The organism is Pectobacterium betavasculorum, from assembly GCF_000749845.1.
Taxonomy (GTDB): Bacteria; Pseudomonadota; Gammaproteobacteria; order Enterobacterales; family Enterobacteriaceae; genus Pectobacterium; species Pectobacterium betavasculorum.
This window is the reverse complement of sequence record NZ_JQHM01000003.1, coordinates 431382-451949: the sequence shown is the minus strand read 5'-3', so window position 1 is coordinate 451949 and position 20568 is coordinate 431382. Positions and strand designations below refer to the sequence as shown.

Sequence of the window (20568 nt, the reverse complement as noted above, 5' to 3'; positions counted from 1 at the left end):
GCCCCGCGGGCAGCAAAAAGCCATTAACGAGAGGAGGTTCACACGATTCATTCAAGCGTTGACTGAACAGAATGGATCTAGATTCCTCGTGGTATGGACGCAAATCTGTTGTGGTCATGCCACGACAAACGTCAAGCCAAATTAGCTTATTAATAGAAGAGGATTGCGCGTATGGAACAATCAACACTCGAGCTCAACGCCCCGGCACGCCCTGCTACTGATTTCGATGCACAATATGGGATCTTTGCCTCTCTGGACGATGCCGTCTCTGCCGCCACGCACGCGCAAAAACGGCTGGATAACGTCATTGTACGGCAAAACGTCATTGCGGCCATCCGTCAGTCTGGCGAACGCTATGCGCAGGTTCTGGCCGAAATGGCTGTGGAAGAAACCGGCATGGGACGCGTGGCGGATAAATATGCCAAAAATGTCTCACAGGCGCGTAGCACGCCCGGAACCGAGAGCCTGTCGGCAAAAGTAGTGACAGGAGATAACGGCCTCACGCTGATTGAAAACGCACCTTGGGGCGTCGTGGCATCCGTCACGCCGTCAACCAATCCGGCCGCCACCGTTATCAATAACGCCATCAGTATGATTGCCGCGGGCAACAGTATCGTTTTTGCTCCACATCCCTCGGCAAAGAAAGTGTCGCTCTACACGATCAGTCTGTTGAATAAAGCCATTGTTACCGCAGGTGGCCCAGAGAACCTGTTAGTGACGGTGGCAGAGCCTAATATTGAAACGGCACAGCGGCTATTCCGGCACCCTGGTATCAGCCTGCTGGTTGTGACTGGGGGCGAAGCCGTCGTGGAAGCAGCCCGCAAACATACAGACAAACGTTTGATTGCCGCTGGCGCGGGGAATCCACCGGTCGTTGTTGATGAGACGGCAAATATCGAACGCGCCGCACGTGATATTGTTCGCGGCGCATCGTTTGATAACAACATTATCTGTGTCGATGAGAAAGTGGCAATCGTGGTCAACAGCGTCGCCGATGAGTTATTGTCGGAAATGCAATACCATCAGGCTGTATTACTCACTCGCCAACAAACCGAGCAACTTCAGTCATTGTTACTCACCGATATTGATGAGCATGGGAACGGCCGTCCACATCGTGATTGGGTAGGACGCGACGCAGCCAAAATTGCGGCGGCCATAGGTTTGGATGTTAGCGAACACACTCGCCTGTTACTGGCGGAAACGGACGCGAATCATCCATTCGCCGTAACCGAAATGATGATGCCGGTTCTGCCCATTGTTCGTGTACGGAATGTAGAGGAAGCCATCGAACTTGCCATCCATCTGGAAGGCGGACGCCGCCATACCGCCGCCATGCATTCGACAAATATTAATAATCTGCACAAGATGGCGAATGCGATCAACACCAGCATCTTTGTGAAAAATGGCCCCTGTATCGCGGGATTAGGATTGGGCGGCGAAGGGTGTACGTCCATGACCATTTCTACGCCGACGGGCGAAGGTGTGACATCCGCACGCACTTTTGTGCGAATTCGACGCTGTGTGATGGTAGATATGTTCAGGATCGTTTAATTTTATCAGTACCATACCCTAAATAATTCGAGTTGCCGCGGCTCTTAAGGGCGAGGCCCACGATAGGCCGAGTATTTAAGGGCAGCCAACGCACAAGCAGCTTGAAGTATGACGGGTATACAGCCATCGCCGTGAATAACAGGCAGGAGCACGTTATAGCGACGATGGCTTGCAAGCAGGCTGGGTATCACAATGTTGGATATCACCATAGAGTCAGGCTTTTTCTGGGAGGAAAATGCATATGAGAACCGAGAATACCCCACTACTGCATCAGCTTGATGCCAGGGTCACTCCTCCAGAAAAAGGATTGTCTTCTCAAGGGCAGGAGCAGTACACCCATCAGTATTCTACACAGGATGTTTATGCCCAGTCCTGTACGATCACAGCCTGGCAGCAGTTGTACGATCAGGTTTCACCCGGCCATTTCCGCGGCGAACTTCAGGAATTACTGTTAGATGGCATTCAGCTTTGTCACGAATACACGAACCTCGCACTCCGCCAATCTTGTATGGTATGGCCCGGTTCATTCTGGTTCGGCGTCCCTTCGACACAAGAGAGTATGGGATTTATTGATGCCCAACCGCTGGATGAATACAGCATCGCTGTTAGCCCCGGCGGCAAAGAATTTGAATTAAGTACACCGGATGAGTTTTCCATTTTGGGCGTTGTTATCTCACACGATGTGCTTAATCAGTATATTGGCGCACTCAGCGATCCAGAATGGCTGACTCAGAGGTTGAATCAGGGAGCAACGCTGCAAATAGAACACGACAAAAAAGCCACGCTGTGTTCATTTATCCGTCAGGCTCTGTGGTATAGCTGTCATTTCCCCCACGTGATGAAAACACGTAATGCAGAAAAAGTGCTGAAACATAACCTATTGACTACGCTCATTTCCTTTCTGGAAAACGTTCAGCCGTCCTCTGAATATGCGCAAAGTCATCACCATCGCAAATTGATTTCTTTTGTACGTGAGTATGTGTTGAGCCAGACATCAGAGCCGGTCACTGTGCTCGATCTCTGCCGCCAGTTACACGTGAGTCGCCGAACATTACAGAACGCCTTCCACAGCGTGGTAGGCATTGGTCCCAATGCCTGGCTAAAAATCATCCGTCTCAACGCGGTTAGTCGCGAACTCATCAGCCCAATATCGCCGCACCGTACGGTTCAAGATGCCGCCATGCAATGGGGATTCTGGCACCTGGGCCAGTTTGCCAGAGATTATCAAAAGCTCTTTAACGAGAAGCCATCGTTAACGCTACGACGGCGCTTACAGCACTAGCCACTTATCTTTTCTTTATCCATATAACGAGTCTTTCTGTGATGCCATACAGCACCACAAGGTCAAACTCATATTAATTTTTCGCCGTCGCCTCACAAGCGGCATGTGTCATCGTCAGCTTATTTATATGTTAAATACGAACAGGAGTCAGTTATGAAAGCAGTTGTCGCCGGTAAAGGTGGAAAAGCCGAAATTATTGAAAAAGCATCACGCGAACCCGGCCACGGCGAAGCGCTGCTCGCCATGGAATACTGCGGTGTCTGTCATACGGATCTGCACGTCAAGAATGGCGATTATGGCGATAAAACCGGGGTCATTCTCGGCCATGAAGGCATTGGCATCGTTAAAGCCATTGGGCCCGGAGTCACCTCACTCAAACCGGGCGATCGTGCCAGCGTGGCCTGGTTCTATCAAGGATGTGGACACTGTGAATACTGTGTCGGCGGCAATGAGACGCTATGCCGTGGCGTCAAAAATGCTGGTTATACCGTCGATGGCGGTATGGCTGAAGAATGTATTGTCATCGCAGATTATGCGGTCAAGGTTCCCGATGGATTGGATCCGGCTGCGGCCAGCAGTATTACCTGCGCGGGCGTAACAACCTACAAAGCGGTCAAAGTTTCCACCATTAAGCCCGGCCAGTGGATTGTTATTTATGGCCTCGGCGGATTAGGGAATCTGGCATTGCAATACGCAAAAAATGTCTTTAATGCCAACGTTATCGCCGTGGATGTTAACGATGCCCAACTGGCCTTTGCAAAAGAGATGGGTGCAGATTTAGTCATCAACCCAGCGAAAGAAAACGCGGCGGAAATCATTCAGGAAAAAGTGGGCGGTGCGCATGCTGCTGTCGTTACCGCCGTCGCGCGGGCGGCGTTTAATTCTGCCATTGATGCGGTACGCGCCGGGGCGCGTGTGGTTGCTATCGGCCTGCCTCCCGAAAGTATGGACCTGTACATTCCGCGTCTGGTGCTCGATGGCATTCAGGTCATCGGTTCACTGGTAGGGACACGTCAGGATTTACAGGAAGCTTTCCAGTTTGCTCAGGAAGGGAAAGTCGTCCCTAAAGTGACACTACGCCCAATGACCGACGTCAACGCCATTTTTGAAGAAATGGAGCAAGGAAAAATCAAGGGCCGGATGGTCATTGATTTACGTAGCAGTAGCCTGGCGGCGCTAAATCACGGTTAACTTCCCTCTGAACCTTCACGTTCAGGACTGAACGTTGGTGAGTTCCAGCACGTACAGGTAACGTGAAGTATCACGAGTCCATATCGCCAGAGAAAATAAGAAGGATAAAACATGTCCCGTACTATTATGCTCATCCCTACTGGCACAGGTGTGGGGCTGACGAGCGTCAGCCTTGGCCTTATTCGCGCAATGGAACGTAAAGGCGTACGCCTGAGTATCTTCAAGCCTGTCGCGCAGCCGCGCGACAGTAACGACATCACAGATCTAACCACGGCAATAGTTCGCACCAGTTCCCGCCTTCCCGTTGCGGAACCTCTTACGATAGCGCATACAGAATCACTGCTGTCACAGCAGAAAAAAGAGATTTTACTGGAAACCATTATTGCCCGTTATCACGAAAATACCCGCCATGCCGATATCGTGCTGGTTGAAGGTCTGGTACCGACGCGTAAGCACCCATTCGCAGCATCGCTTAATATGGAGATTGCCAATGCCCTGAACGCGGAAGTCATTCTGGTTCTGTCGCAAGGTTCTGACAATGCCGATGAACTAAAAGCACGTATTGAACTGGCGCGAAGCAGTCTGAAACCCAATAAAGGAACCTCCATCATTGGTGCCATCGTCAATAAGCTCAATGCCCCAGTTGATGAACAAGGCCGCGCACGACCAGATCTTTCGCGGATTTTTGACGATGCAACCGGAGCTAACGTCGTCAGTCTGGACATAAAGCGACTGAAGGCGATGAGCCCACTTCCTTTACTCGGCGCGGTGCCATGGAATTTTGATCTGATTTCAACTCGGGTCAGCGATATTGTCAGTCATTTGCAGGCTACCGCGATCCACAGCGGCGATCGACAGACTCGTCGCATAAAATCGATCGTCTTCTGCGCGCGCAGCGTGCCGCACATGTTGCAGTATTTCCAGCCTGGTGCACTGCTGGTGACATCAGCCGATCGTCCTGAAGTTATTATTGCCGCCTGTCTGGCTGCGATGAATGGGGTGGAAATCGGTGCTCTGCTGCTCACCGGAGGCGAGCCTATCCCCCGCAGTATCCATACCTTATGCGAACGCGCTTTTGCCACAGGCCTGCCCGTCTATCTGGTACAGAGTAATACCTGGCAAACCTCTTTGGATTTACAGAGCTACCAGCCAACAGTGCCCGTTGATGATTACGAGCGTATCGAGCAGGTATGCGACTACATGGCAAGCTATATCGATCCCGTTTGGATTGATACGCTGAGTGCGGCCACCGAGCGTACGCATCGTCTGTCACCACCGGCGTTTCGCTATCAGTTAACCGAACTGGCGCGTCGCGCAGGTAAACGCATTGTGTTACCCGAAGGGGATGAACCACGTACAATCAAAGCGGCTGCCATCTGTGCCGAACGCGGCATCGCTCACTGTGTATTATTAGGCGATCCGGAAAATATTCGGCACATCGCGGCGTCTCAAGGCGTATCGCTGAGCGATGGTATCACGATTATCGATCCCCACGTTGTCAGGGAACGCTATGTGCCACGTCTGGTTGAGTTACGAAAAAACAAAGGAATGACGGACATCGTCGCCCGTGAGCAGTTGGAGGATAATGTCGTACTTGGCACGCTGATGCTCGAACAAGACGAAGTTGATGGTCTGGTTTCTGGCGCGGTACACACGACTGCCAACACGATACGCCCTCCACTACAGCTGATTAAAACCACTCCGGAAAGCTCTCTGGTATCCTCCATCTTCTTTATGCTACTGCCCGAGCAGGTATTGGTGTACGGCGACTGCGCGATCAACCCCGATCCTACGGCAGAACAATTGGCCGAGATTGCGATTCAATCCGCAGACTCAGCGGCGCTATTCGGCATTGAACCACGCGTGGCGATGATATCCTATTCGACCGGCAATTCCGGCTCTGGCAACGATGTCGAAAAAGTGAGGGAGGCGACGCGGCTGGCACAAGCTAAACGGCCGGATATGATTATTGATGGTCCGCTGCAATATGATGCCGCGATTATGGCAGATGTTGCCCGCGCTAAGGCACCGGACTCAAAGGTAGCAGGGAAAGCGACCGTTTTTATTTTCCCGGATTTGAATACCGGCAATACCACCTACAAAGCCGTTCAACGCTCCGCCGACCTGATCTCTATCGGGCCAATGCTGCAAGGGATGCGCAAACCTGTAAATGACCTTTCACGCGGGGCGCTGGTTGACGATATCGTCTATACCATCGCACTGACCGCGATTCAGGGCGCGCAGCACAGCCCTTAACCCCAGAAGTAAAAAACCGGGCGATGCCCGGTTTTCTGTTTTACCCTTCGTGCAACCCGCACTCGCGCTTTAAGCCGAAGAAGCGGGTTTCTTCTTCGCTCATACCCGGTTCCCATTTGCGGGTGGTGTGCGTATCGCCGACTGACAAATAGCCCTGATCCCACAGCGGATGGTAGCTCAGGCCGTTTTCTTTCAGATAGTGATATACCGTCCGGTTATCCCAATCGATAATCGGCAGGAATTTAAAGACGCCGCGCTGAATCGCCAACACGGGCAATTCGCCCCGACTACCGGACTGCTCACGGCGCAGGCCAGCAAACCAGGTTCCTGCGTTTAGCTCGCTCAGCGCCCGGTTCATCGGCTCGACTTTGTTCAGCAGGTTGTAGCGCTCAATGCCTTCCACCCCCTGCTCCCACAGCTTGCCGTAGCGCGCCTCTTGCCAGGCTGGAGACTCTGCGGCGCGATACACTTGAAGGTTCAGCTTCAACTGCTCCGTCAGTGCATCGATAAACTGATAGGTTTCAGGAAACAGATAGCCAGTATCCGTAAGGATGACCGGAATATCCGGCCGCTGTTGCGTCACCAGATGTAGCGATATTGCTGCCTGAATGCCGAAACTGGACGACAAAACAAAATCGCCCGGCAGATTCTCCAGCGCCCAGCTCACCCTTTCCTGTGCGGACAGTTTTTCAAGCTGGCCATTCACAGCCGCCAATGCGGCTACCTGTTCATCTTTCGGTAACGCGTTGAGCGCATTGAGGTTAAATTCGGCCATCAGGATCTCCTGTCAGTCATAAAAATCGCGAGCGGGATCCAGCACCGGTCTAATGATGTTGGTACGAATAACAAAATCACCGAAGCCTTCATTCTGCTGGCGATCTTGCGCCCACAGCCCGACAAGCCTGTCGATTTCGGCAAGAATCTCGGTTTCATTAATATTTTCGCGATACATACGAGGGATGCGTGTCCCCTCGCGATTGCCGCCGAGGTGCAGGTTATAGCGACCCACCGCTTTGCCCACCAGACCGATTTCCGCCAGCATCGCACGACCACAGCCGTTCGGGCAGCCCGTCACACGCAGAACGATGTGCTCATCCCCTACGCCGTGCTGCTGCATGATGCCTTCCACTTTCGTGACGAACTCCGGCAGGAAACGCTCGGCTTCTGCCATCGCCAGCGGACAGGTCGGAAATGATACACAGGCCATCGAATTCTTGCGCTGCTCGCTGACGCTGTCATCAATCAGGCCGTGCTCACGCGCCAGCGCATCAATCTTCGCTTTGCTACGCGCTGGAACACCCGCAACGATCAAATTCTGATTCGCCGTTAAGCGGAAATCCCCTTTATGGATCTTGGCGATCTCCGCCAGACCCGTTTTCAGCGGACGACCTGGATAATCCAGAATACGGCCATTTTCGATAAACAGCGTCAGGTGCCATTTATTATCGATACCTTTTACCCAGCCGATGCGATCGCCACGTTCGGTGAATTCATACGGACGCACCGCTGCAAATTTCACACCGGCACGCGCTTCCACTTCCTGCTTAAAGTTGTCCACACCCACACGTTCCAGCGTGTACTTCGTTTTGGCATTTTTACGGTTGGTACGGTTACCCCAGTCGCGCTGCGTGGTCACTACCGCTTCTGCAACGGCCAACGTGTGTTCAATCGAAATGTAGCCTAGCTCACTGGCAGTGCGTGGAAAGGTCGCTTTGTCACCGTGGGCGATAGATAACCCTCCCCCCACCAGTACGTTAAAGCCCACCAGACGACCATTATCAGCAATCGCAATAAAGTTAAGATCGTTTGCGTGCAGATCCACATCATTCTGCGGCGGGATCACCACCGTGGTTTTGAACTTACGTGGCAAATAGGTCGAACCCAGAATCGGTTCCTCATCCGTCGTCGCCACTTTTTCCTGATCCATCCAGATCTCGGCATAAGCGCGAGTGCGAGGTAACAAATGTTCAGAGAGCTTTTTCGCCCATTCGTACGCCTGCTGATGCAGTTCAGATTCCACCGGATTGGAGGTACACAGCACGTTACGATTCACATCATTTGCCGTCGCCAGCCCATCCAGCCCCAAACGGTTAAGCAGTTGATGCACAGGTTTCACGTTCGGTTTCAGAATACCGTGAAACTGAAACGTCTGACGGTTCGTAATACGGATACTGCCATACAGCGTACTTTCACTGGCGAACCGATCGATACCCAGCCACTGTTCCGGCGTCATGATGCCGCCGGGTAGACGGCAGCGCAGCATCATCGCATGACGTGGCTCCAGCTTCTGCTCGGCACGCTCAGCGCGAATATCACGGTCATCCTGTTGATACATCCCGTGAAAGCGGATCAGCAGGAAATTATCACCGTTGAAACCACCGGTCAGACCTTCGTTCAGATCGTTAGCAATCGTACCGCGCAGAAAGTTACTTTCTGTCTTCATGCGCTCGGCATCAGCGAGTTTCCCTTCTACCACCAGGGGACCAGGGTGTTTTTCACTGAAAACGTATTTTTCGCTCATTAGTACACATCTCGCTGATAACGGCGCTCAAGGCGCAGATCGCTTAAAAACTCATCGGCTTGTTCACTGTCCATGCCGCCATGCTCAACTATCACATCCAGCAGTGCTCGCTCGACGTCTTTCGCCATACGGTTAGCATCACCACATACGTACAGGTGCGCCCCGTCCTGAATCCAGCGCCACACTTCCGCACCTTTTTCCCGCAGTTTGTCCTGTACATAGATTTTGTGTGCCTGATCGCGCGACCACGCCAGATCGATGTGCGTCAATAGCCCTTCTTTCACGTAGCGCTGCCATTCAACCTGATACAGAAAGTCTTCCGTAAAGTGTGGGTTACCAAAGAATAGCCAGTTTTTCCCTTCTGCCCCTTCGGCATCGCGCTGTTGCATAAACGCGCGGAACGGCGCAATTCCGGTTCCCGGCCCGATCATAATGACTGGCGTGTCCGAGTTAGCGGGCAGGCGGAAGTTATCGTTATGTTCGATGAAGACGCGGATTTCATCATCTTCACTCAACCTGTCAGCCAGATAGCTGGAGGCACCACCGGCACGCGCACGGCCTTCGTATTCGTAGCGCACTACGCCAACAGTGATATGCACTTCGCTTTCGGCTTCCGCCTGTGATGAAGCAATGGAGTAAAGGCGTGGCGTCAACGGACGCAGAAGACCAAGTAGTTGTTCCGCCGTCAGTTCTACTGGCGCTTGTCGCACCATATCAACCAGCGGCGTGCGCTGCGCAAACTGCTGAAGCGCAGGCTTATCAGCAAGCAACGACAACAGCGTCTCATTACGCGACAACGCCGCATATTTCTCGACGATCGGCGCAGTATTTTGCGTCAATTCAAAGTGGCTTTTCAGCGCCTGCGACAGCGGCAGCGTCTTGCCGTCAACGCTGACGGGTTCATCGCCTTTCAGCCACAGCAATTCCAGCAGCTCCTGTACCAGCGCAGGATCGTTATCAAACCACACGCCCAGTGCGTCACCCGGCTGATAACGTAAACCGGAATCACCCAAGTCGATCTCAATATGGCGAACATCCTTTTCGGAGTTACGCCCGGTCACTTTCTGGTTGACGGCAAACGTGGCATGCAGCGGTGAGGATTTGCTGTACGGGCTGCTGGTAATTTCATCCAGTGCGCCCTGAGCAGCAAGCTGTGCCACCACATTGCCCTGAACCGGCACCCGTGCTTGCAAAATATCAACCAGCTGACGTCGCCATTGTTCAGCAAGCGCCTGATAATCCACATCGGCATCAACGCGATCCAACAGGCGTTCCGCGCCTAGCTCAGCCAGACGACTATCAAAATCCTTACCCGCCTTGCTGAAGAATTCATAAGAGGTATCACCCAGCCCAAACACGGCAAACGCGGTGTCTTTTAGCTCCGGCGCTTTTTTTGACAGCAGGAACTTATGCAGCGCGACCGCCTCTTCCGGCGGCTCCCCTTCACCCTGCGTCGACGCCACGATCAGCAGCAGTTTTTCCTGCCCGATTTGCTTGAACTTGTAATCACCCGCATTGACCAGGTTGACGGACAGCTTGGCCGCCAGCAGGTCGTCACGCAATTGTTCCGCGACCCGACGTGCATTGCCGGTCTGCGAGGCAGAGATCAGTGTGATGGTTTGTACCGGCACCGTGACTGCGGAAGCGCTGGCCGACGCAGCGATCGTTGCACCAGGCTGTACATTCCCGGGCTGTTGTACCAATCCCCAGAAATAGCCGGATAGCCAGGCCAGCTGCGTCGATGAGAAATCACCGGTTGCCGCCTGTAAACGCGTTAATTGCTCCGCACTCAGCGGGAGCAACGAAGTGGGGGAAACCGGAGTAGTCATTGTGATTTCTGTTTCCTTGTGCCTGTGCAGTTAGCCAATGGCGCTAATACAAAAACATGCAATAAAAAGATGGGTGGAGGATAAGGGTAACCATCTGCATCTTAACAATTAAAGAAATGATGGAAATATTAAATAACCAAAATGACTAAATGGTTTTTCTGATAGTCCTTATTGCTTAAAGTGTTATAGCCGATGGGGTGCGCGTTTCATGGCGATATGGGTATCTGGAAAGCGAAAGTTCCTGATGAAATACACCACGATAAATCCTACCGTCAACCGCACATTAGACGCTCAACATTAGCGAACATGCTCACATTTCTGGCGTTCGCTCCATGAATTTATCTTTTGCGATAGCGCATCAATGCGATACTCACGCCAGTAGCAACGGGAGAAGAATGATGTGGCAACGACGCGCACTGGAACTCAATACGCAGGATATTTGGCACTGGCAACAGGTCATCTCGGTCATCGATTACGCTCGTGAACATGGCTTCAATACGCTGGTTCTGGGTGCGGCAGATTTACTCGATAAACTGGTAACGCCGGAAGCCTACAATAACGCGCGCTTTGACGATCGCATCAGCAGCCAGCAGCGTTCCCGCTGCATTTATCTAAATCAGGTTGCGGCACACTGCCGTGAGCAGGGTCTGGCGCTGTATCTGCAATGCAAAGAGCTGTCATTTCCCACGGATCTGCTGCTTCATCACCCGGAGTTACTCGACGACAAACATAGCCTTCGCATGGATACCGATTTTTGGTGCGACTACCTTGCCGCCAAAGTCGAGCTACTGATGCAGCAAATTCCACGTCTGAGCGGCCTGCTGCTGGCGATCTCCAACAGCGATAGCCTGCTGCGCTTTTCTGCCCCTTCCGGCGATGAGATCAATGGCGTCGTTCCCGTTACCACGCACTGGCCGACTAACGCCGCCAGCGAGCAGATCTATCACCGTTTATTCTCCGCCGTTGCCCGTGTGATGCACTATCACCAGCGCCATCTGGTGTTGCGCGCGTTTCCCGCCAGCCATCAGGATATCGGTAACGTTCTGAACGCCATTCGCACGCTGCCAGAATCCGTCTCCGTCGCCATTAAAGTCACGCCGGAACGCTTCTGGCCTGAATTTCCCAATAATCCAGCACTGTTAGATATTAACGGGCGCGAAGTCTGGGTTGAGTTGGATCTGGCTGGCGAAGAGGTCGGCTGGGGCAATCTCCCCTTCCTGCGCTACACCGAGGTGCAGGGGCGATTGCTGTGGTGTCGGGAGAAAAATCCTGCGATTGTCAGCGCGCTGTGCCGTATCAGTTGGGAGGGCGTAGATAACCACAGCGTGATCGGCACGCTAAGCGAATTCACCCTGTTCGCCTGCTCCCGATCACTCACGAGCCAGACTGCATCGACAAACGAAAGTACGCTGTTTGCACAGTGGCTAATGACGCGCTATCAGTGGCAGCCGGACGATAGCGTACTGCATGCGATGCTTGCCTTGCTCGATCAGGCGCATCAAGCCATTTCTCTGTCGCTGTACGCACGCCACCACGTTTTCCATCGCCATAGTCTGCTGCCGACCAGCTTTGGTCAGGCGATCTGGAGCCTGTACGGTCAGCTCAATCGCAACCACTGGCTGCCGGGTTCCGGTCAGGATATTACGTTCGATCCGCAGCATGCCGAGCTGGCTTCACAGAATCTCTATCACATTGCGAAAGAGAAAGATGCCGCCTGGCAACTGGCAGAACAGTGCCAGCAGGCCGCACTGCAATTTTCCCGTGAACACACGATGCCGGAAGCGCTCAGGCAGCGCTGGCAGCAGGAATGGCGCGGTCTGACGCTGTATTGCCGCGCGTTTGTTCACGCACAAAAAGCCTTCTTTACCCTGCACTACTGCAAACAGGTAGAGAACAACTGGACGCTGCGTGAAATCGCCAAAACCAATATTCAGGCGTTATACGGCATTGGGCATGAAATGGAGGATTTCTGTCTGCAACACCGGGATTACCCGGTGAGTCTGCATGTGATGTTTGATGCCGGGCGTCCACGCACGTTGGCCGATAGCCTGCAACAGCAGTTGGCTGAACTCACGTAACGCACCGGCAGTCTCTACCCATCAATGACTATCTTAATCACTAACGGCCCTAGCGAATCACTCGTTTCAGAATTCGTTCCCCAGAATTGCTGAAGTTTTTCGCCGACTCTTCGACGCTCTTTTTGCCATAATCAAGTTGTTCGATGGTTTGCAGGATCAGGCTGGCAAGCTGAGGATCTTCAAGATAGGAAGAAACGGGTGTTTGCATCGGCTTTTGCAGCGCCAGTGATAATCCGGCAACTGACAGATCGTTGGTGTCCAGCTTCTGTTTTTCTTCCAGAGTTTGTCTGGCAATGCGGCTGAGCGGAATACCGCGTTCGGTTCCCATCAGCAGCGCCCCTTCAGGGTCGTTCATCAGGAAATTCAGCAACAGCGCCGCTTCTTTCGGGTGTTTAGTGTTTTTGCTGATGGCAAACAGCATCGACGGTTTGAAGAACTGTCCTGAATTCTCCGAACCTGGCGTCATGATATACGGCCCTAGTTCAAGCTTGCCGGGTGCTGCCAATGGATCGGCATATTTCTTCACGACCGAAATCCACAGATGCGCACCACCGTATTCGCCGTTAATCCAGGGGCGCGTTTCATACATGCCCACTTTGCCAAACGCATTGTAATACTTAGAAGACGGCATCACATGTTCGTCGATCAAACGCTTGTAGAAGCGGAACGCCTCGATCCATTGCGCCTCACTGTAGTTAAAGCGCTTGTTCTTCTCATCGATCATGCCGATCTGATATTTCTGCGTCATGTAATAGTTGATCAGTTCCAGCACGCCTTCACCGCTGTCCTGCGCAGGTGAGGCTATGGGGAAATAGTTATCACCCAGTTTTTCTTTAAATACCTTGCCCGCATGGAACAGCTCATCCCAACTGGTAGGGTACGGCAGCCCGGCTTTCTTCCAGGTTTCCGTGTTGTAGTACATCACCAGCGCATTCAGCGAGGTGGAAATCGCGTTCACCTTACCGTCGATGGTCGCTGGCTTCAGCGCATCTTCGGGGAAATCCTGCAATTTCAGTGTATCGGTCAGCTTATTCAGGTCATAAAACCCAGTGCCAGTCTTGGAAAAAATCGGCAGCCAGTTCCAGTTTACCTGAAGTACATCAGGCTCCTCACCGCTGGCAATTTGCGTCGTCAGACGAGATAAGTGCCCGTCCCAACCGGTATATTCGGGTTTTACGCTGATGTAGGGATATTGTTTCTGAAAGGCTTCCAGTGCGCTCAACGTCGCCTGATGACGGCTGTTTCCTCCCCACCACGAGAGACGTAATTCTACGGGTTCAGCAGCCTGCGCAAGCGAACAGAGCGCAGAGAAGGCGATGAAAATCAGTCCAGGTAATCTCATTTTTCCCCCAACGACATTATTATTGTGTGGTGTGTCTGGTGTGGCGTATAGATGAGAACAGGTAGGGTACATGACCATATTTCTCGACACTGACAAGATAGGCAGAACCTTTTTTATCGCGCTAGTCATCGCAGCGGGAAAACGCGTGATTTGCGGGGCTGACGGAAGAAATGTTGATGAGCGAGTGGCATTAGCGGGCATTTCAACCACGTGGTATAAGCCCTATCTGACACGGCAGGGAGATGCCTCACATCATTAACCGACGCACCACACCAAAAAGAGATTTGATTCACAAATAAGAAACACAAAAACAACAAAATCATTCCACGCGCGTGGCAAAAGAGGAAAAACAGCGCAAAAGCGTGATGAAACACGCACTGCATGAAGCTCCACATCATCCTCTTCGTTATCCCTTTCACATTCTCTTAAGTGGTATGCCGTGCGCTGTGAAGCCAGTTCCAAGCTTCGCAGATTTCATCGTGGCGGATCCTACCGAACACCTCAAAACGTGCTGCAATACGATCATAAATGACAAAATTGGATCTCATCATGAAGCACTCCATTCAGTCCTACTCTCCCGCCGCTGATGGCGTCACACCGGATACCGCCATTTTTCAGTTGGCTATCGATCGGATTGCGGCACAGGGCGGTGGCACGCTGACAGTAGAGCCGGGGCGCTATCTATTAGGGGGATTACTGCTGCCTTCCAATTTTTGTCTGCAACTGGAGGCGGGTGCGGAGCTGATTATCAGCGGCGACTATGAACAGTTTGCACAGGCCACGACGATCAGCATGGCCGAACTGTCGCACCGTGCGTTTCTTTATGCCTATCAACAGCGCAATATCACGATCTGCGGTCAGGGTAAGATCATGGGAAATGCCGATGCATATTTTTCTGCGGAACCTGACGATCAGGGCTATCGTCTGCCTGCGCAACATCGTCCACGCATTGTGGTCTTTGAGGATTGCGAACAGGTTCGCTTGTGTGATTTTACGATTGAACACGCTCCGATGTGGACAGTGCATCTGGTCAGCTGTCGCCAGATCATCGTCGAACGTTTGACGATTGATAACGATCTGAGCATGGCGAATACCGATGCGCTGGATCTCGACAGCTGTCAGCAGGTACAAATCAGCAACTGTTCATTGAGCGCTGCCGACGACGCGTTGTGCATCAAAACCACCCATAAGCCGCCCCATCTGCAACGTAAGGTGCAGCAGGTTGTCATCAGCAACTGTCTGCTGCGATCCAAGAGCTGCGCACTGAAAATCGGCACCGAAACCTTTGCCGATATCGAAGATATTTCCGTCAGCAACTGCGCTATTTACGATACCAACCGCGCAATCGGCCTGATCTCCCGCGATGGTGGCGCATTCCGACGCCTGCAATTCAGCAACATCACGTTCCAGTGCGTTGCCGCACATCCGTGCCACTGGGGCAAAGCCGATCCGATCTTTATCTCCGTGCGCTATCGCGATCCCGCTATCGAACCAGGCCGGATCGAAGCGGTACAATTTTCTCAGATCGCAGGGATCGGCGAAGGGGCGATTAACCTACACAGCACGCCCGCAGGCTACATCCGTGATATCCATTTCCATGCTGTACACCTTGAACAGCGGCAGAGCGACTCAGCTGAACAGGGCATGTACGATGTGCGACCGCCCTGTAATCCTGAACGCCCGACGGGGATGGGACTGGATAATGCGTATCGGGTCGATCCTGCGACAGGTCGCGCCTTCGGCGTCGAGCATTACCCAGGCGGTATGCCCGCACTCTTTGCCCGTGGCGTCCTGAACCTGACCACCAGCCACATGACGATTCACCGCCCCGATCCGCTGCCATCCGGCTGGCATCACGCTGCGATCGTGCAGTTGGAAGAATAAGCACTTTCGGGTAGTATGCGACGGCTTTTTGCATACTATGTTCTGGAAGCCCCTTTTTCAGAACGAAACCGGGAACATCGCTATGGTCACTACACTATTTAAAGATTTTCAGTTTGAAGCCGCACATCATTTGCCTCACGTGCCGGAAGGCCACAAATGCGGGAGACTGCATGGGCACTCTTTCATGGTGAGACTGGAAATTACCGGTGAAGTGGATCCGTATACCGGCTGGGTGATGGATTTCTCTGAGCTGAAAGCTGCATTCAAGCCAACATGGGAACGGTTGGATCATCACTATCTGAATGAGATCCCCGGTCTGGAAAATCCAACCAGCGAAGTGCTGGCACACTGGATCTGGCAACAACTGAAGCCGACATTACCGCTGCTCAGCGCCGTGATGGTGAAAGAAACCTGCACTGCGGGCTGCGTCTATAAAGGCGAGTAACGAGGAAGTAGCGTGTAGTCTGGCGTGAGGATCCTTTTCTCACGCCTCCTGATATCAGGCGATATTCAGGTACTTATGGGTCTGCATGGAAAGCCGCCAGTTGCGGGCGATACAGGTTGCGATGCACAATTTCGTCGCGTCGTCTTTCTGACTAATCGGCTGTAGCGCTACGATGCGCGGCTTATCATCATCAAGCCGCGCCAACAGTGCATCCAACGCTTCGATGTCACGTTCACGCGCTACCGGATGTTTGATCTCATCTGCCCGTTGCAGCGCTTGATCGAGCACCTTCATGCCACCGCGCATATTCACTTTTGGCGATACCGTCACCCAGGTTTTGGGCGAACAGCGCACGTCGTGCGTGCCGCTGGTTTCGATCTGGCAGCTGAAGCCCTGCTTTTCCAGCTGTAGCGTCAGCGGTGCCAAATCATGGATGCAGGGTTCGCCACCGGTGATCACAATGTGGCGTGCCGTGTAACCCTGCTGCGCCATCAGTGCCAGAATATCCTCCGCACTCGCCGCCCCCCAGGCATCGCTTTCTTCCGTTTTTACCAGCACCTGATCCAATGAGGTTTCGCGTTCTGCCAGTTTGTCCCAGGTATGTTTGGTATCGCACCAGCTACAGCCAACCGGGCACCCTTGCAAACGCACAAACACCGCCGGAACACCGGTAAAATAGCCTTCGCCCTGTAACGTCTGGAACATTTCATTAATCGGGTACTGCATGTTTTTCACTGTCTCGCTCACTTAAAAACACATTATACCCTAAATCATTCGCGTTGCAGGACGGAGACAGCGCAGGAGCCATTCATAGCTAACACGTCAAGCCGAGAACAGTTGAGTAATTCGACGTGTGCGGCAATAATCAATCTGTTGTTACGATTTCACCTGCTTTCATACTCTAAATAATTCGAGTTTCAGGAAGGCGGCAAGGAAAGGAATCCCGATGGGCTTACTCAAGTAAGTGATTCGGGTGACTGATCGCAGCCAACGCACATGCAACTTGAAGTATGACGAGTTTATTATGTTTCATAATAAACAAGGACAAAAACAAATGAACTTATTGAAACCATTAGCCTTATTACTCGTCTCTTGTGCATTTGTACCTGCGTTTGCGCAGGCACAGGATATCGCTCAGATTAAAACTCAGCCAGGCTATTACCGCATGATGCTCGGACAGTTCGAAATCACCGCACTGTCTGACGGCACCAATACCATGCCCATGGACAAACTGTTGCAGCGTACTCCACCGGAAAAAATCACCGAACTGCTAGCGGAAAAGTCGCTGACTCCACAGGTGGAAACGTCGATCAACGCCTATTTGGTCAATACTGGGAAACACCTGATTTTGATCGATACCGGCAACGGTAAACAAAGTAACCCTACGGTAGGGAAAGTGCTGCCAAATCTGATTGCGGCGGGTTACAAACCTGAGCAGGTCGATACCGTGTTGATGACCCACTTGCACGGTGACCACTTTGGCGGTTTGGTACAGGACAATAAGCTGAGCTACCCGAATGCTACTGTGTATGTCAGTCAACCAGAAACCGACTTCTGGCTCAGCCCGGAAAACCTGAAGAATGCGCCAGAAGGCAGAAAGGCAGCGTTCCAACGTGTACAAAACATCTTTGATACCATTAAGAAAGAGAACAAGCTGAAAACGTTCCCGGCCCAGCAGACGTCACTTCTGTCGGGCATCACCGCGATTCCAAGCCCGGGACATACGCCGGGGCACACCTCGTTTATGGTCGAGAGCGAGGGGAAAAAGTTGCTGGTATGGGGAGACATCATTCATGCGGAAGCGGTACAGATGAGTTTACCAGCCACCACGATCAGCTTTGACTCGAATATGGATCAGGCGACGGTATCCCGTAATAAAGCGCTGACCGACGCCGCCAGTCAGGGTTATTGGGTCGCGGGCGCTCACCTGCCTTTCCCCGGTATCGGCCACGTAGGTACACGCCTGGAACGTAACGGCACCACCAACGGTTACCGCTGGCTTCCGGCGAATTACAGCGTGTCGGGATTGTCGCAGTAATCCCCTCAGCGTCACTCAAGCAGGGGGCAAATCCGCCTCCTGCTCCGCAACCACCTCCGCCATTTGCTCATACAGCCACTTGATCGACGGATTACTGTCCTGCCTTACATGCCAGAGAAAGCGTATATGTGGGCATTTTTCTCTGTGCACGAGAAGCGGTCAAACGCATGACATACCGGCATGGTGGAAACGACAGTGCCATCGTCAACGCGTCATCCGCAGCCGCGCTGGGTTCACCACATGAATATATCGACTATGCGGCGCAAAAAGGCGCACTCGATACGCTGACCATTGGTTTATCTCTGGAAGTCGCCAATCAGGCATTCGTATTAACGCCGTGCGACCCGATTTTATTTATACCGATATGCACGCTGACGGTGGAGAACCGACAAGGGTCGATCGCGTCAAGCATCCGCTGCCGATGAAACGAGGCGGTCACCCAATGGAAGTCGCGCAAGCGATAGGCTGGTTGTTATCGGACGAAGCCTCTTACGTTACTGGGAATTTTATCGATCTGGCGGGCGGGAAATAAAGCATTCCTTCTACCTTCACGAGTTTCTTATACACAAATGCTGCGAGTTATTATGGGTTTTGCCGTTATCCGGCGTAAAAATTATGCAGCGGTGGGCTTGGCCGCCGAGTGAGCGACAGGACGTCGCGAAAGCCAGTGCCGCGTCGGACAAAAACGTCAGAGACGTTTTTGAACAGCACTTGTGCTGGCCCGAAGGGTGAGCCCCATTTATGGGGCGAGTAAACGCGTAACTGGCGGCTCGACTAGCGGGCAGGAACACCGATGGAACCGTGCAGCGGCATAATTTAGCCGGAAGCCTGGGTTCGCAGGGCGGCGGCGACTGAGCGCCCTGCGTCGGGCGCGTATACGGTATCGCATATGAATAGCGACGGTGTGGCGCACGAAACAGCCCCTTAGCCAGCATAGCCAATATGACTGAGAGGCAACTCTCACGTGAACCCGTTACAAATACACCCGCAAATATTCCGCCAGACAGAGGATCGCCATCGCCTGACCGTAAGGCATAGAGGTCAGCGCGATATTACGGTAAAAATCCAGATCGGTGCCCATCGCGGTGCCGAATGATACCTGCGTCAGTTCACCGTCCTTATTGACGTGATTAATCACGCCGCGAATCGCTTTCTCCGCAACCTCAGCGTAGCTCGGGTCGACATAGCGCTTGCGCACCGCTTTCAAAATACCGTAGGCAAAACCGGCAGTTGCCGAGCTTTCAAGGTACGAGTTTGGATCGTCGATTAGCGTGTGCCATAGGCCGCTGTCATCCTGATATTTCGCCAAGGCTTCAATCTGGCTTTCCAACACCTGCAACAGGAAACGGCGCGTCGCGTTGTGCTCCGGCAGATCCAGCAGTTCGATAAATTCAGGGATAACGATAGTCAGCCAGCTGTTACCACGCGCCCAGCGAGCTTTCGCGTAGTTGTGCTGCCCTTCAAATGTCCAACCGTGGAACCACAGGCCACTTTCACGATCCATCAGGTATTGCACGTGCAGCATGAACTGATATGTCGCTTCTTCTACAAACTCCGCCCGATTTAACAGCTTGCCGATTTTCGCCAGCGGCAGCACGCTCATCATTAGCGTGTCATCCCACAGCTGCTGATGGTTTTCGTTGTTATAAACAATGTGCTGCAAGCCCTGCTTGTCCGTGCGTGGCATTTCATACATCACCCACTCCGCCCAGCGCTCCAGATACGGTAGCCAGCGGGCATCGCCCGTCTCTTCATAACGATAAGCCAGCGTCAGGAACGGGCACACGGTGTTCACGTTCTTCGTCGGTGTGCCTTCCGCCAGACGTTCAGTAAACCAGTCGTCAATGATGGCGCGCATCTGCTCGTCACCCGTCTGCTGATAATACTGATAAATCCCGTACAGCCCGATGCCGTGCGTCCACTCCCATCCTGCCCAGCCTTTGGTATCAATCACCCGACCATCGTCCAGCCGTAACAAGAACTCACCGGTTTTATCCTCAATATTCACCAGATTGTCGGTGATACGGCAAATCAGCGCCTTCAAATCCTCACGGGAGATGAAGCGTTCCGGCTGACGTAAAAGCGGGCTATGTTTTACACTGAATACGGTCATAGTCATTCATCCAATTGAGTTATCAGTTAACAGTTCAA

The 20568-nt window shown here is 52.7% G+C and carries 14 protein-coding genes and 1 pseudogene; 9 read left to right on the top strand and 6 right to left on the bottom strand.

Features of this window, described 5'->3' with window-relative positions; genetic code table 11:
• Nucleotides 1-171 precede the first annotated feature (171 nt).
• The 4 genes from KP22_RS11985 to pta all read left to right on the top strand — a co-directional run bounded on the left by KP22_RS11985 (nucleotide 172) and on the right by pta (nucleotide 6280).
• Entirely contained in the window at nucleotides 172-1551 is a 1380-nt protein-coding gene (locus KP22_RS11985; protein ID WP_039306697.1) for an aldehyde dehydrogenase family protein, read from the top strand.
• A gap of 241 nt (nucleotides 1552-1792) precedes the next feature.
• Complete coding sequence (eutR, locus tag KP22_RS11980; protein ID WP_039324447.1) at nucleotides 1793-2833, top strand: HTH-type transcriptional regulator EutR; 1041 nt, start codon at nucleotides 1793-1795, stop codon at nucleotides 2831-2833.
• Between the two features lie 153 nt (nucleotides 2834-2986).
• Entirely contained in the window at nucleotides 2987-4024 is a 1038-nt protein-coding gene (gene adhP / locus KP22_RS11975) for an alcohol dehydrogenase AdhP (protein WP_039324445.1), read from the top strand.
• 111 nt (nucleotides 4025-4135) lie between these two features.
• Nucleotides 4136-6280: a phosphate acetyltransferase gene (gene pta / locus KP22_RS11970; RefSeq protein ID WP_039324442.1), complete on the top strand. Its 2145-nt coding sequence runs from the start codon at nucleotides 4136-4138 to the stop codon at nucleotides 6278-6280.
• 40 nt (nucleotides 6281-6320) lie between these two features.
• Here pta and KP22_RS11965 read toward each other — a convergent pair whose 3' ends face one another.
• Genes KP22_RS11965 through cysJ form a run of 3 tightly spaced genes read right to left on the bottom strand, consistent with a single transcriptional unit; the run spans nucleotide 6321 to nucleotide 10630 of the window.
• Nucleotides 6321-7055, bottom strand: coding sequence for a phosphoadenylyl-sulfate reductase (locus KP22_RS11965; protein ID WP_039306686.1), 735 nt, complete (start codon nucleotides 7053-7055; stop codon nucleotides 6321-6323).
• Between the two features lie 12 nt (nucleotides 7056-7067).
• Complete coding sequence (gene cysI / locus KP22_RS11960) at nucleotides 7068-8801, bottom strand: assimilatory sulfite reductase (NADPH) hemoprotein subunit (RefSeq protein WP_039306683.1); 1734 nt, start codon at nucleotides 8799-8801, stop codon at nucleotides 7068-7070.
• Nucleotides 8801-10630: an NADPH-dependent assimilatory sulfite reductase flavoprotein subunit gene (gene cysJ / locus KP22_RS11955; RefSeq protein ID WP_039306680.1), complete on the bottom strand. Its 1830-nt coding sequence runs from the start codon at nucleotides 10628-10630 to the stop codon at nucleotides 8801-8803. The genes cysI and cysJ overlap by 1 nt, the downstream gene beginning before the upstream one ends.
• Before the next feature lie 398 nt (nucleotides 10631-11028).
• Between cysJ and KP22_RS11950 the strand changes: the two genes are divergently transcribed.
• The gene (locus tag KP22_RS11950; RefSeq protein WP_039306677.1) at nucleotides 11029-12708 is read left to right on the top strand and encodes a hypothetical protein; all 1680 of its coding nucleotides are present in this window, start codon (nucleotides 11029-11031) and stop codon (nucleotides 12706-12708) included.
• A 49-nt stretch (nucleotides 12709-12757) separates the two neighbouring features.
• On the opposite strand, the gene KP22_RS11945 is transcribed toward KP22_RS11950, so the two are convergent.
• Complete coding sequence (locus KP22_RS11945) at nucleotides 12758-14050, bottom strand: ABC transporter substrate-binding protein (protein ID WP_039306674.1); 1293 nt, start codon at nucleotides 14048-14050, stop codon at nucleotides 12758-12760.
• A gap of 549 nt (nucleotides 14051-14599) precedes the next feature.
• On the opposite strand from KP22_RS11945, the gene KP22_RS11935 reads away from it, so the two are divergent.
• Both KP22_RS11935 and queD read left to right on the top strand, forming a co-directional pair.
• The gene (locus KP22_RS11935; RefSeq protein WP_039306669.1) at nucleotides 14600-15934 is read left to right on the top strand and encodes a glycoside hydrolase family 28 protein; all 1335 of its coding nucleotides are present in this window, start codon (nucleotides 14600-14602) and stop codon (nucleotides 15932-15934) included.
• Nucleotides 15935-16016: 82 nt separating this feature from the next.
• Nucleotides 16017-16379, top strand: coding sequence for a 6-carboxytetrahydropterin synthase QueD (gene queD, locus KP22_RS11930; protein ID WP_039306667.1), 363 nt, complete (start codon nucleotides 16017-16019; stop codon nucleotides 16377-16379).
• Between the two features lie 54 nt (nucleotides 16380-16433).
• Here queD and queE read toward each other — a convergent pair whose 3' ends face one another.
• A complete protein-coding gene (queE, locus tag KP22_RS11925) occupies nucleotides 16434-17105 on the bottom strand; it encodes a 7-carboxy-7-deazaguanine synthase QueE (protein WP_039293384.1) in 672 nt (223 codons plus the stop codon).
• 328 nt (nucleotides 17106-17433) lie between these two features.
• Between queE and KP22_RS11920 the strand changes: the two genes are divergently transcribed.
• Both KP22_RS11920 and KP22_RS11915 read left to right on the top strand, forming a co-directional pair.
• Entirely contained in the window at nucleotides 17434-18417 is a 984-nt protein-coding gene (locus KP22_RS11920) for an MBL fold metallo-hydrolase (protein WP_039324475.1), read from the top strand.
• 131 nt (nucleotides 18418-18548) lie between these two features.
• A pseudogene (locus KP22_RS11915) lies at nucleotides 18549-18949 on the top strand (SDR family oxidoreductase); the annotation flags it as partial.
• 441 nt (nucleotides 18950-19390) lie between these two features.
• Here KP22_RS11915 and bglB read toward each other — a convergent pair.
• Entirely contained in the window at nucleotides 19391-20530 is a 1140-nt protein-coding gene (gene bglB, locus KP22_RS11910; protein ID WP_039324436.1) for a beta-galactosidase BglB, read from the bottom strand.
• Nucleotides 20531-20568 lie beyond the last annotated feature (38 nt).